The organism is Acaryochloris marina MBIC11017, from assembly GCF_000018105.1.
Classification (GTDB): Bacteria; Cyanobacteriota; Cyanobacteriia; order Thermosynechococcales; family Thermosynechococcaceae; genus Acaryochloris; species Acaryochloris marina.
Genome location: NC_009925.1, coordinates 196,259 through 209,976, shown reverse-complemented (window position 1 = coordinate 209,976; position 13,718 = coordinate 196,259). Strand labels below are relative to the sequence as shown.

13 protein-coding genes and 1 pseudogene are annotated in these 13,718 nt (G+C 45.6%); 10 read left to right on the top strand and 4 right to left on the bottom strand.

Translation table 11 applies throughout. The features are described from left to right. Positions 1–7 precede the first annotated feature (7 nt). Both AM1_RS00915 and AM1_RS00910 read right to left on the bottom strand, forming a co-directional pair. Positions 8–454, bottom strand: a complete 447-nt coding sequence (locus AM1_RS00915) for a globin family protein (protein WP_012160909.1) — start codon at positions 452–454, stop codon at positions 8–10. An 82-nt stretch (positions 455–536) separates the two neighbouring features. Further along, positions 537–1,238 carry a Crp/Fnr family transcriptional regulator gene (locus AM1_RS00910; protein WP_012160908.1) on the bottom strand — a complete coding sequence of 234 codons (702 nt, stop codon included), beginning with the start codon at positions 1,236–1,238 and terminating at the stop codon, positions 537–539. Positions 1,239–1,523: 285 nt separating this feature from the next. Between AM1_RS00910 and AM1_RS00905 the strand changes: the two genes are divergently transcribed. Together AM1_RS00905 and AM1_RS44180 are read left to right on the top strand one after the other, a co-directional pair. Further along, a complete protein-coding gene (locus tag AM1_RS00905; protein WP_012160907.1) occupies positions 1,524–2,363 on the top strand; it encodes an SDR family NAD(P)-dependent oxidoreductase in 840 nt (279 codons plus the stop codon). A gap of 267 nt (positions 2,364–2,630) precedes the next feature. After that, entirely contained in the window at positions 2,631–2,912 is a 282-nt protein-coding gene (locus AM1_RS44180) for a DUF1971 domain-containing protein (RefSeq protein ID WP_071819919.1), read from the top strand. Between the two features lie 169 nt (positions 2,913–3,081). Here AM1_RS44180 and AM1_RS42965 read toward each other — a convergent pair whose 3' ends face one another. Then, positions 3,082–3,276: a CHASE3 domain-containing protein gene (locus tag AM1_RS42965; RefSeq protein ID WP_315897247.1), complete on the bottom strand. Its 195-nt coding sequence runs from the start codon at positions 3,274–3,276 to the stop codon at positions 3,082–3,084. Between the two features lie 650 nt (positions 3,277–3,926). Between AM1_RS42965 and AM1_RS00900 the strand changes: the two genes are divergently transcribed. The 8 genes and pseudogenes from AM1_RS00900 to AM1_RS00875 all read left to right on the top strand — a co-directional run bounded on the left by AM1_RS00900 (position 3,927) and on the right by AM1_RS00875 (position 10,045). Continuing rightward, entirely contained in the window at positions 3,927–4,649 is a 723-nt protein-coding gene (locus tag AM1_RS00900) for a type 1 glutamine amidotransferase domain-containing protein (RefSeq protein ID WP_238549131.1), read from the top strand. Positions 4,650–5,081: 432 nt separating this feature from the next. Next, positions 5,082–5,738 (top strand): TetR/AcrR family transcriptional regulator, encoded by a 657-nt coding sequence (locus tag AM1_RS00895; protein WP_012160902.1) that lies wholly within the window; start codon positions 5,082–5,084, stop codon positions 5,736–5,738. 62 nt (positions 5,739–5,800) lie between these two features. After that, on the top strand, positions 5,801–6,646 hold the full coding sequence (locus AM1_RS00890) for an SDR family oxidoreductase (RefSeq protein WP_012160901.1): 846 nt from the start codon (positions 5,801–5,803) through the stop codon (positions 6,644–6,646). Positions 6,647–6,710: 64 nt separating this feature from the next. Continuing rightward, positions 6,711–7,586, top strand: a complete 876-nt coding sequence (locus AM1_RS00885; protein ID WP_012160900.1) for an alpha/beta hydrolase family protein — start codon at positions 6,711–6,713, stop codon at positions 7,584–7,586. Positions 7,587–7,619: 33 nt separating this feature from the next. Next, a complete protein-coding gene (locus AM1_RS43870; protein ID WP_012160899.1) occupies positions 7,620–7,754 on the top strand; it encodes a hypothetical protein in 135 nt (44 codons plus the stop codon). Positions 7,755–7,782: 28 nt separating this feature from the next. Further along, entirely contained in the window at positions 7,783–8,718 is a 936-nt protein-coding gene (locus tag AM1_RS00880; RefSeq protein WP_012160898.1) for an alpha/beta hydrolase, read from the top strand. A gap of 57 nt (positions 8,719–8,775) precedes the next feature. Then, positions 8,776–8,874: pseudogene (locus AM1_RS44650) on the top strand (IS6 family transposase); the annotation flags it as partial. Between the two features lie 268 nt (positions 8,875–9,142). Continuing rightward, positions 9,143–10,045 (top strand): alpha/beta hydrolase family protein, encoded by a 903-nt coding sequence (locus AM1_RS00875; protein WP_012160896.1) that lies wholly within the window; start codon positions 9,143–9,145, stop codon positions 10,043–10,045. An 802-nt stretch (positions 10,046–10,847) separates the two neighbouring features. On the opposite strand, the gene AM1_RS37410 is transcribed toward AM1_RS00875, so the two are convergent. Continuing rightward, entirely contained in the window at positions 10,848–13,586 is a 2,739-nt protein-coding gene (locus tag AM1_RS37410) for an ATP-binding protein (protein ID WP_049783669.1), read from the bottom strand. Between the last annotated feature and the right edge of the window lie 132 nt (positions 13,587–13,718).

Here is a 13,718-nt window from a genome sequence, read left to right as displayed (position 1 = left end):
AGTTCTTTTAAGTTGCTGACATACTTTCAGAGATCAATACTTCTTCGGGGTAATCCGTCCCCTCCAGCATGATTTCAGTGATCGCCCCATAGGCATCAGTCCAGGCTGCCTCAATATCTGGAGTCCACTGATCTTTGAGAGTCGCTGCCATTGATTTGAGGAGGGTGCTACCAACCAGGGGGTAATGTTCGGGTAGAACGCCATACTTCACATGTCGAGTGCCTAAACCTTTCAGAGCTGAGGAAAGCGCATCGGGCTTTGTCAGGTTGTTTACCACTAATAGTAGAGAAGCAAATAATTTCTTGGCCTGTTCATCCATATGAGTGTTGGAGAACAGCGGTTTCACCTGTGGGTAGTCCGTAAATAATGTGCCGTAAAACACTTGGGTGAATTCTGCTTCATTCTCTCGAAGCAGGTCAAAGCTATTTGTCAGAAGTTCTGTTTGTAGCGCCATAGTTCATTTTCGTCTCGGTAACTTGAACAGGTTTAAGTCTGCCAAGATTGCCTACGAACAACTATGAGCTACCTCATACAAGCTAAATTTCTTTTTGCCCTTCAGCGATGGCTGTCAATTCCTCCGGATCAAGAATGACAATTTTGCCACCCCTTTGATAGGCCACTACTGCATGGAGTCCTTTCATTAAGCGAGCACATTCTTCATAAGTAATCCCGATGCTCCGTGCCATTTGGTAGTAGGGCAACTTGATCTGAAGCTGCTCACCTGCCTCCGTCACCTTAGTTCCATGCTGTAGAGCTGAATATTGGATGAGCTGAGCCAAACGCACCACTGCTCGCTCTGAAACCAACCCATGCACCATCTTATGCAACTGCTGGAGCCGCTGGTTAAAGACCACCAAGATGCTCAGCGCCAGTTCTGGAGCTTCTTGAATCGCCCTCAAAAGGTCTGCTCTATCAATGGTTAATACCTGGCAATCCTCAATTGCCAAGACCGTTGCTGGAGCTAATGCGTCTCCAAACAGAGCTGGAGCAGCAAAGATATCACCTGCCCTCAGCCGCCGCAAAATCGTCTCCTTCCCCGTTGCTGAACTTTTAACGACTTGCAGTACCCCTTTGAACAACACATGCAGTTTTTCAGGAATCAGATCTCCCTCATGAATAAGAATCTCTTCTTTTCGGTAGGTTCGAATCTGAGTATGGGGTTGCAGCGTTTCTAAATCTTGGGGACGCAGTTCTGCAAAAAGAGAGAGTCCTGCAAGTTGTTCAACAGTGGCTTTCATATAAAAGGGCTGCTCTTTGAGCTACCTCAAAGACATGTAGATGAAGATTCAGCATATTGAGTATGTACGGAACAGCAAAAGACTTCAAGAAAACAGTAGGACACATTTTCGCTGTTAGTCTTCATCCGTTTGGATGTTCACCCTGTTAGACACTCATCATTACTAATAGTTTGGTAACCCATATCGTTTACCTAGTGGCCGTTACAGTTTGGAATTCACTCACCCTACACAGCAACATTGGTTTTGAAGATGACCGATACCTAATCGAGCTGGGAGAAGCTAAGAATGAGACTCAAAAACAAGACCGCCTTGATTACAGGAGCATCACGAGGTATAGGCAAAGCGATCGCTCTTGAACTTGCCCAGCAGGGTATCGCTCGTCTGATACTCATTGCCCGTCAGCAATGTTGTTTAAAGCACTTAACTAGAGAGATACACCAATTGGCCCCTGAAGTTGATGTGGTTGTGATCTCACTAGATTTGACTCAAACAGGACAGATTAAGCAATTCATTCCCCAAGCACTGTCCGATTTTGGTCCGATTGATCTGCTAGTGAACAATGCAGGGGTGGCACATCAGGCCAGTTTTCTCAGCTCCACCATTGAAGAATTTGAAGCTGAGATTCGTTTAAATCTGTGTGGGACCTTTGCGATTACCAGACTGATAGCTCAGCATATGGTAAAGCATCGGGCTGGAACTATTGTCAATGTCTCAAGCTTAATGGGGAAACTTGCTGCCCCCACCTACTCCACCTACTCAGCGACCAAATTTGCTTTGTTGGGAATGACTCAATCTCTTCGTATGGAGTTAGCTAGTTATAACGTTCAGGTCGTTGCCTTATTGCCGACCCTAACCGAAACGGATATGGTTCAAAATACGGATAAATTTGCCTGGGTGATTGCTAGTTCGCCTAGTGATGTCGCCAAAGCCTTTGTAAAAGGCTTGCGCTCTGGCAAGAAAGAGATTTGGGTGGGCTGGCAATCTAAGATAGCCATCTTCGCTAGCTACATTGCACCTGGGTTTGTAGAGCGGGCGATGCAACTGTCGGCCAGGCTGGGCCATCGGCAATCTACTCGGCAAACTGAATTTGAATTTAAAGACTGCTGTAATGCAGGTCCTTCCTAAGCCAGTCAAAGATCCCAAGACCAGAATAATTTCCTTAATTGATTCTCATCGGAGGTTGATACGATGCAATCTTGTCCTTACTGCTCAACACCGACATGCCCTTACTGCTCCCATACAATGGTTCAACAGGTGAGTCATGAGGGTCCTCATTGGTTTTGCCGTCACTGCTGGACTACCATTTCTAAACCACAAGATGAGCATGAGATCCCTTATAGGTAGGTTGATCAAGACGTTCTTTCAGCAAGCTTCAATCCTCGGAAAACTATCATGAAAATACTCCCCAAGAATGTTACAGCTTACCGTCAAACCTCGGTCTTTACACAAGATACAATTCCAAACGCACTACTCCATTCCCATACCACTAGAGAAGGAAGTTGGGGTAAGCTTTGTGTCATATCTGGCCAACTGCGATATCAAATTCTCACGAATCCCCCTGAGGAACATGTGATCAGCTCGGAACTCCCTGGTATCATCGAACCTAAAATTTCCCATAAGGTTGAGCCGATAGGGTCAGTCGAGTTTTATGTAGAGTTCCACCACCAGGTTTGACGTTAGTAATCTTGTCAATTTTTAAATTCTTTTTTGGAATGTTCTCTATACAAAAACTTGGAGCATTTTGGAAAGTTTCAGAATTCAGTGTCCAATATTTTAGTTGAGAATTCTAGTAAAAACTCAAGCCTTGAAATAGTTGATTTCTCGATTAAAAATCAGGAGTATTTCATTCAATAGTATTGACTATTGAGAATAGTGAACTAGGATGCTGAGTTCTGACATTTTTGAGGAGATAGGACAAACGATCTAGGCTGGTGTTAAAGGCAGATCGCCCGTCTCGATATTGTTGGAGAACTTCTTTATTCTTACTGAGAAAATATCTGCGAAGAGCCACTTTCTCCACAAGGACGGATCTGAGCAAGTGCTAACTTTCTCGCTAAATCTGGAAGGTTGGAGTGATACGGTTGACGTTGTGTTGCTTCTGAATATTGACGACTAAGCTTAACCCTTCTTAGGTTAATAACAACAAAATAAGCATCATCAAAAAGATGTATAACGGTGCAAATATTCGCTTATTTAAAAAGGAAATTATTTCAATCATCTTAGCAACTATCTAATCCATAATTGACAGATAATTGATAAGAATTTTTCGTGATTTGAAACAGAGGTTAATCCCTTTATTCTCCTCCAAAAAACCCAAACTCTACTTATCGCTAATGCCCTTAATGCCCTACCCTATTCCTTCTTTATAAATTTTTAGATATAGGGAGCAGTTATCGCACTCGTGAGTGGGGAATAGTCTAGCTAAAACAGCCAATGATGCTGGTGGATATCCAGGTGGATGATACCTGAAGATTATCCTTTTTACCTCAAAGAAATAACCAGTAGATAGTTGTGGCTGTAGATGCAAAATAGCCATATTAAAATTATCTGCAAATAAAAATGTTCAGTTTGATTAGTCAAAACATAAGCTAACTCAAAAACATGGCTGAAATAGCAATTTGACCTCTGCTCAGAAATACCTCATCAACCCAGTACCCATCAATCTTCAAAATGTCAAAGCACATCTTAATGATCGTTTCCAACTCTGCTACCAGCAACATCGGCAAACCCGTGGGGATCTGTGCTGTTGAACTGATCCATCCTTACGCTGTGCTCAAAGCCTCTGGCTGCCAGGTGACCATCGCAAGTTCCCAGGGTGGCCCGATTGAACTTGATGCACAGAGTGAACCTCGTGATCCGTCTGGGTTCTTGTCGCTGGATATCCTCTCTGCTCGATATATTACCCAAGCGGCGTTTACCGATCAGTTATCGAATACCCCTGCGATCTCAAATCTCAATACACAGGACTATGATGCAATCTTTGTTTGTGGTGGTCAGGGAACCCTCTATACTTTCCCAAAAGACAAGGCTTTGACCGATTTATTTGTCAGCTTTTACCAAGACGAGAAACCGAGTGCAACCCTCTGTCGAGGCGCTTGCTTACTCCTGAATGCCACCTTGGATAATGGCGAACCGTTGATTCAAGGCAAAATGATCACTGGATTCTCTAAGAAAGAAGAGCAGTGGATGAGTAAAAACTTTGGCCCGATGATGGTTCCTTTTGTTGTAGAAGAGGAGGCCAAAAAGCGCGGTGCAAAATTTGTGGCGAGTTCTGCCTTCACACCATTTGTAATTCAAGACAGCAACTTGATTACTGGCCAGCAAAGCAATTCTGCTTTCCTAACGGCGAGCTTAGTCTTAAAGGCGTTGGATTTAGACTTTAATGATTCATACTTTGACAATTCACACTAAGGACTTTTGTCTTCCATTGTTCAGGCTCCTCCCTTTCATGGGGCTGGAGGGGAGTGATGACGATTGAACAGCACTGTTAACTTGATCATGTGGCCAAGGTAAGACGACTCATAACTTGCACCAAGATAATTTGAGGTCTATGGGCATATTCAATATCCAATGAGGGCCGTCAAGTATTAACCATTCCGAGGTCCATTCTGATGGCAACCTTTCTTGGGGTATGGCAATGATTCGATACTGTTGGCGAATTCAAGTTCAGCTCTGAATCAATAAGATCTCGGTGATTCAGCTCAGGAGCTGAGAACGAACTTACTGAGTTTGAGGCTCAATTTAGGAGTTCGCCAACAGTATCAACCCTTCAATTACCTCAAGCAGGGGTTGACAAGTAACCACTGGTCACTTATTATGTGACCAGTGGTTACTTAATTATCTATGAGTTGGGCAAGAGCACGGAGTCAAAGCCAAAAAGCTGCTAGGCGAGAAGAAATTCTTGAAGCAGCTCAGTCTCTCTTCTCTGAGTTGGCATATGAAGAAATTAGCCTCAACGGGATTGCCCGTGAGGCAGGAATTAGCAAAGCCAATATTTATCGCTACTTCTCGACCCGAGAGGAGATTTTCTTAGTCATTTACGAAGCAGAACAAATTGTATTTGTGCGCGCATTAATAAACCGACTTCAGCAAATGGCATCGGTGGATAACGTATCGGAAATGACTCAGGTTTGGGTCGAAACACTGCTGCAACATGAAACATTACTCAATCTGATTCCCCAACTTTCAATCTCCATGGAGCGTAATTCCTCCGTTGAGCAACTGATTAAATTCAAAAAACAAGGTTATACCACCTACCAAGAACTATTAGAGAGTTTGGTATCGGTGTTCCCCCGCCTCAATCAGCAGCAGTGGATCATGGTGATTCAATGCACCTACTCAATGATTGCTGGCCTTTGGCCCCTCTCTAATCCCAGTGAAAATTTGCTGGAAGCGCTGCGGCATCCAGAAGTCAATCAGCCCCCCTGGGAATTTGAATCGACGATGACGTATGGACTATCCGCGTTAATTCATGGGGCGATCGCAATCAATAACGAATAATTTACCCGATAGCAAAGCCGTTCAATATCAACCCTCAATCACCACAATCAGGAGTCAAACTCATGAATCAGAAAACGGTCCTAATCACAGGGGCAAGTTCAGGATTTGGTAAACTGGCCGCCCTGAAGTTTCAGCAATCTGGCTGGAATGTGGTGGCTACAATGCGTTCTCCGGAGCGCGAAACGGACCTCACACAACTTGAAAATGTAGTTGTAACCCGACTCGATGTAACTGAACCAGCCAGTATTGAAGTCGCGGTTAAATTGACAATCACCACCTTTGGCACCATTGATGTGCTGGTTAATAACGCAGGCTACGGTGGCCACTCCCTGTTTGAGCAAGCAACAGACGAAAACATTCGGGCAATGTTTGAAACCAACGTCTTTGGCGTCATGAATGTGTCCCGTGCCGTTTTGCCGTTTATGCGTCAACAAAAATCAGGCTGCATCATTAACGTAACGTCCATGGCAGGTATGCTCGCCGCACCCACCATCTCAATTTACGCCTCAACCAAGCATGCTGTTCAGGGCCTCACGGAAGGTATGGCCTTTGATTACAAGCCATTTAACATTCGAGTAAAAAGTGTTCTACCTGGGGCCTATCCGACGACCCGGTTTAATGCCAATACCAGCGACATCCTTAAAGCTGGAGATGCCGAACTAGTGGCTCATGCTGAGAAGTTGCATACTCACTTGCAAGACGTCGCTCAGAAGATGGCCAACCAGGGTGGCCAAGTTGCTGATCCTCAAGAAGTAGCCGACAAAATTTTTGAATGTGCGACCCAAGACACCCCCATCAACAACCCGGTCGGTTCTGATGCAGAAATGCTAGCAGGGATGATCGCTAAAGCTGACTCTCGCCAGGCCTTTATCGACCAAGTTACCCCATTACTAATGCCGCCAGTGTAATAAGTCACCCGCCAACACAGTCATCACACGATTCAACGTCATCACGCTCATCAAGAGGTCAGATATGTTTGGCAATATGGTTTCCAATATGATGGTCAAGCCATCCCAGTCACCGTTGTTTGACAGTCCTACAGACTATGGACTCAACTACGAAAATGTGGAGTTCAAAGCGCGTGACGGTGTAACCCTGCGGGGCTGGTTGATCAAAGGAGGCACAGACCGCGTGATTGTGCAGAGCCATTTTGGTGTGCAATGCAACCGTGGTGGCTGGTCTCCCAAAGGCAGAGGGCCGATCGCACCCTGGAAAGAAGACATCAAGTTTTTACGCCAGGCCAAATACCTTGCTGAGCAGGGCTATTCCGTATTGATGTATGACCTGCGGGGGCATGGAGAAAGCGACCTAGGTACGATTCCGTGGGTGAGCTGGGGGCCTGAAGAAGCTAAGGATGTCGTGGCAGCAGTAGACTTTGTTTCGGCTCGACCTGAGTTTGCCAATGCCAGTGTGGGGCTGCTTAGTATCTGCATGGGGGCTGCTTCCACCACCTATGCCTACGGCTTAGCAGATGGGTTAGCCAGTCGTGACAAGGTAAAGGCGCTGGTTAACGTGCAGCCCCTGCTTTACAGCTACTTCGTCAAAGCACTGGGCATGCCTGGATTTATGGAGCGCGCCGGGGCCAAGGTCTCTCGCGATCGCCTCGGCTTCAATATGGCTGAGCCCAACTTTATCAACGATGCCCCTAAAATTTCAGTCCCCACATTGGTCCTTCAGAACCAGAACGATCCCTGGACCAATCTGGACATGGTGCAGTCCTACTACGATGCCCTGACCGTGGAAAAAGATCTGCGGATGCTGGACTTAGAAGCCAGCCGGTTTGCGGGCTACGACTATCTGGGACGGTCTCCAGAAGCATTTGTGGGCTGGTTTGATCAGTACCTCTAATACGACCAGCAACCTCAGCCTTGCCCAAGGGGAATGCTAACACCCGTTCAACACAACAAGAGACTGAGTGGCATGGAAAAAGAACAGATGTTCCAAGCCGTAAACGCCATGGCCCAAGCGATGGCAAAGCCCACTCAGTCCCCCGTCTATCAACGCCCGAATGAGTAGTTTAATTTACAGATCAGGAGCAAGACCAATGCTGGGAAAGATGATTGCCAATACATTTATTAAACCCTACCAATCTCCAGTGTTTGATGACCCCAAAAACTACGGCCTCGATTATGAAGCTGTGACTTTCAGCGCTAAAGATGGTGTTGAGCTCTCAGGTTGGTTGATCAAAGGCAGTACCAATAAAGTCATTATTCAGTCTCACTTTGGTGTGCAATGCTCTCGCTCAGGCTATACCAGAGAAGGCAAAGGTTTTATTAAAGGTTGGGACGAAGATGTTCGCTTTCTTCGTCAGGCGAAGTACTTAAATGAAGCAGGCTATTCCGTGCTTATGTACGATATGCGTAATCACGGAAAGAGTTCTCTTGGCACATTGCCCTATATCAGCTGGGGAAAAGAAGAAGCTAAAGATGTGCTAGCTGCGGTTGATTTTATGACTAATCATGGCACATACAAGGATGCTGAAATCGGTTTGCTGAGCATATGCATGGGACAAGGGGCGAGTGTAGCAGCCTTTGGTATGGAAAACGGGCTAAAACAGTATGAAAATATTAAGTGTATGATTTCAGTCCAGCCGATGGATTATACATGTTTTGTTAATGCGATGGGTTTACCAAACTTTTTGGTCGATAGCACAACAAAATCTATCAAAAAACAAACTGGAGAGGATTTTAACGAACTAACTTGGCGACCTTTTGTAAAGGATATTACAGTGCCGACGTTAATCATCCAGAATATGAATGATAGCTATCTCAATGAAGAATTCCTTAATGAGTTATACGAGGAATTAAACGTTGAAAAAGAGATTCTGTTGTTAGACTTGCCTAAAATGAAAAATGCGCTCCAGAATCGTATGGCTTGTTACAACTGGATAGGAGAGAACTCTGAACCGATATTAAGTTGGTTTAATAAATATCTAGCGGCTCCCAAGTTGAAATCGTCAGTCCCGAGTAGCCAAAATTGAGGGATTACCGCCAGTCTGGCAGGCTGATTTCTTACCCTTATACTCTGTCCGCTTTTAATGGATTGTCCTCACTGCCACTCAAGCCGAGTCTCTTTTCTACAGGGTAAAACTAACCTCGGCTATGTAATATTCCGCTACAAGCAATGTCGTCGGACTTAATAATGAGCGCACAGGAACTCTGAAGTCCTAAAAGACATAGTATTCACAATTTTAGAGAGTTTGGTTAATCCATAACTGACACTCTCCGATTAGAAGCCAGCCGGTTTGCAGGCTACAACTATCTGGGACGGTCGCCTGAAGCATTTGTGAACTGGTTTGATCAGTACCTCTAATGTGACCAGCAACCTCAGCCTTGCCCAAGGAGAATGCTGACAATCGTTCAACCAAATAGAGAAACGTTCAATACAACAAGAAACTGAGTGACATGGAACAAGCACAGATGATCCAAGCCGTAAACGCCATGGCCCAAGCGATGGCAAAGCCTACTCGGACCCCCGTCTATCGACGCCCGAATGAGTATGGCATGGTGTATGAGGACATTTTCTTTAACGCCATTGACGGCACTCGGTTAGAGGGATGGTTTATCCCCGCAGACTCGGATCGCTTAATCATTTGCAACCACTTCGGGCCAGGTAATCGCTATGGCTTTGCCGGTCACCTGGAAGAATTTAGCTTCCGTGGCGGCTTTGAAGTGAACTTCTTGCCCGCCTACCAAGCTCTGCATGAGGCTGGCTATAACATCATTGCCTATGACATTCGCGACCATGGCTTGAGTGCATCTTCGGGAGCCAACGGTTTTAGTCAGCTAGAATGGCGCGATATCATTGGTGCCGTGCGGTACGCCAAGAGCCGTCTAGAGACTCGCGATTTGAAGACCTCTCTGCATACGATGTGCCTAGGGTGTAATTCCACCTTGATCGCCATGGCCAAGCATCCCGAAGAGTTTGAACACATTATTTCCATGACAGCCCTCCAGCCCGTCTTGGGTCGAGCCATGATTGAAAAATCTTGCCAGAGCATGGGCATTGACCCTATAGAGGGCGCTGAACTCTATGACCAACAGCAACGGAAAATCTATGGTTTCCGGCTCGATGACTATAACGCTATGAAGCAGGTGTCAGCCATCAAGATCCCAACTTTAGTGCTGCAGGTCAGAAACGATGCGTCAATGCAGGCTGAGGCTATCCAAGGATTCTATGATGCCTTGCCCAACCCAGACAAAAAAATCATTTGGGTGGAAGAGACTGCAGAGCGTTTTCGAGGGTATGCCTATTTTTCAGAGCATCCCGAACAGCTTGTGGCATGGTTTGATGCACACATGACCTAAGGATCAGTTTATTGCAAAAAATGGTCTTGAATCCCCAGTCCCGATGCTTTGGTATAACTTAGTCCTGACGCTTTCGTATAAAGTGTTCCTTCCCCTCCACAAACAAAGATTGCATCATAATCACTGATATTAAGCTCTGAGATTGCGGGAGTGTTCATAAGCCGCTTTATAAATCTCGGCTGAGCAATATATCGGGCTGAGAGGGGATCTAAATTAGAGGCTCCAGACAAATCACTGGGGTCTCTTAGAGGTTTAAAAACTACCGCCCCTCCTCTTGAGCTAGCGATCGTCACCTTACAATTTGCCATTCTAAACACATCATAAGGATGAATTAGCTCGGCAGCCGAGATCCCTTCGGATGTAGCCGTTATACCATTGGCAAACTTAGAAACGATCATTAACACGTGCTTTAACATTATTGTGCTGATTGGAAATGTTCAATTGGGGATAGTTCTAGTCTGGCTATTTTGTTGCTTTAGCCACAACCATCGACTGGCTATTTTTTGTATGAAAATAAAATAGCTTGCTGATATCATCCACCTGGCTATCCTCATGGATAGCAGGCTGTAGCTGGCGATTTCAGAACTTGGTCAATCGCGAGAAAAGCAGATACTTTTTTTAGGATGAAATGACTTGTCTTGACCCGTAACCTCTGTTCTCATTAGTAGAGGTTGAGATTATGGGAGCATAGACCCTAGTTCTTCCTGGGACTGAGCGCCTTATTGTTATCTACTCCTCAAACTGGTGATACCTAGCTGGAGAGAAGTCCGATATTGAACAAACATCAAGTCCGAGTTTGAACCTAAGTCTGAGGGTCGCTTTCAAGACTTAGGTGACCACACTCCAAGTTGAGGCTGTCTAGGACTTCTAAGATGAGATCAAACCGGTAGGCGCTGACTAACTCAGTGAGGATCTTGGTCAGGGACGCGTACTGGTCAGGGATTTGAGTGAGAAGCTGTTCAATTTTGGGGGTGTCAAGAGATTGAGAGGCTTTGAGTAGCTGAATTTGCCAATCGGGAGATAGATGTTTCAGATCTTGCAAGATCAGGGTATTGTCGACAGATTCAGGTGCAGCGGGAGAGTGCTTGCTAGATGGAGTTGCTTGGATAAAATCCACCTGCAGATGCACAGCCATTTGTTCCCAAATTTCTGAAGTGCGAAAGGGTTTGCGGACAAATCCATCAAACCCATCTTGTAAAGCTTGGGTGCGATCGCATTCAAAGATATTAGCCGTTAACGCAATCACGATGGGAGGATGAGCTACCGCCTTAATCTGTTGAAGGGCCGTTTTGCCGTCCATGACTGGCATTTGTAGATCCATCCAAATTAAGTGGGGTTGCCAGCGCTGGTTTGTCTCAACCGCTTCTTGGCCATTGATCGCTTCTTGAGTGTCAAAGCCAACAGAATTGAGGAGATTCACCATTAATTGGCGGTTCTCAATTTGGTCGTCGACGACTAAAATCCGCCAAGGTATCTCATGGGTCGCAAGCTGGACAACATGGGTATATTGACGGCTGCTCACTTGGGGCATCGTCGTCTGTTTCGCTTGGATGGTGCAATGGAACGCACTGCCTTCGTTCGGCGTACTGTCAACGGTAATGTCTCCTCCCAGAAGCCTGGCAAATTTACGACTAATCGGCAGACCTAGTCCGGTCCCTTCTTGAGATTGTTGACCAGTTCGAGTCTGCACGAAGGGGGTGAAAATCGCTTCCAATCCAGAGGAATCGATCCCTGGACCAGTGTCGCTGACCGTAAACTGCAAACATATCAAGCCCTCTGTATTTGGGGTCTCAAGGGTGCGGACATTCAAGTTAACTTGGCCTTGTTTCGTAAACTTGATGGCGTTCCCCAGCAGATTAATCAGAATTTGCCGTAATTTAATCGTGTCGGTTTCGATGAAGTGGGGGATGTCAGGATTGTAAGTTGTCGATAGGTGAATGCTTTTGGCATTAGCTTTGAGCTGCATCATCGATTGCAGTGTCTCTAGCAGCTCAATCAGATCGAGAGAAGATACGTTAACAACGGTTTGTCCAGCTTCAATTTTGGAAAGTTCGAGGACATCGTTGATCAGGGTGAGGAGGTGTTCGCCACTGCGATTGATGATACCAACATGGCTATGGTGCGCTTCAGTAAGATTGCCTTCACTTTGGAGTAACTGGCTAAACCCCAAGATGGCATTCAACGGTGTACGAAGCTCATGGCTCATATTGGCGAGGAATTCTGTTTTGGCATGGTTGGCGATTTCAGCTTTTTCTTTGGCAGCTGATAGCTCCTCAGTTCTTTGCTCTACACGCTTCTCCAGAGTTTGTTGAGCTAATTTGAGTTTGGCTTGATTGCCCCGCAGCTCGCTTTCAATACGTCTTTGCTTGCGAATGGAACGCATCAACAACAGGATGGTGACAGAGCCTGAGAAAAAGATCGTTGAGACGATAATCAGTAAGGTTTGATTTTCTTCTAACCAAGACGCTTCTTGGTTAATCAGCATACTACCTGGCGGGAGATCGTCTAGGGGTAAGCCAGCCCGTTTGAGCATCTTGGCATCAAAAATCCATAGATTCTTGGATTTAATAATGGGCGAAATTTGATCAACGGGCTTGCCATCCAGGATTTGGAGCGCTAAGTCAACAGCTTGTTGGGCATGGACATTCCCATCCAAAACTTTTCCACCCACAATTCCTTCACCAATCATGAGTGAACTAACGGAATAAATAGGGTTAGGAATAGTTTGAACTAGAAGATTTGACCCTTGATTAAAGTCGATCAAGGGGCCATCGACCGATTCTAGACGAAGTTGCCCCAGCATAAAGATGGGCCAGTGGTCAGGATATTGACCAATTTCTTCAGCAATTTTTTGGGGAACCAAATCGACAAGATGGATGATTTCTTTAGGCGCTTGAGGACGGGTCCGCAATTGCCCGATTCGCTTGCGATTAGCATCACCTGATGCTGTAGAGTCACTGATGAGAATAATGCCGTTACTTTTTGTTTGGCGAACGGCCTCTAGTATTGTTTCCTCATAACTATGAGTTTCATATACTCCCGTCATCCCAGGCTCGTTGAGAAGGGACTCTCGAACATGATTCAGTCCAAAATAGACGAGAGGTACCTGGGATAAGAATGCACGGCGATACTCAAGAACCAGATTTAAGCCAGGATCGTCACCGACCATCAATACATCAATGGGGGTGTCTTGATATTTTTGCCGTAGGTAGTTTAGATATTCCTGCTTATGGGGTGCGTCGGGATACCGTTTCAGGTCTAGATATTCGTGAAAAAGGCGAATGTTGCGACCACTGTTTTGAAACCCTTGATCAATCCCTTCTTTTTCTTGTTGGGTCCAGGATAGTTCTGCGTGATAGGAGTGAATGACGAGAACATTTTTGGTTTTGTTGGTTAGTGATTGTCCGATGGCCATCGTAGATGTCATCATCCCGGTGACGAGCAAACCAGTGGAAACCAAAATTAGGTGAATCGGGTTTTGTAAAGTCGCTTTCGCTTGTAGCTTCCCCAAAATGTTCAAATGAGATTTCCAACCGGTCATACGCTGTCTAGTGATAGGACAACCCTCTATTGAAATAGAAGCCCCAGTTTTTTTATAACAGTTCTGCTGGAACTCATCATTCCTCCAGCTTTTAAGCGAAAGAAGCTTAAGAGTTGAACTAACCCCTGACTA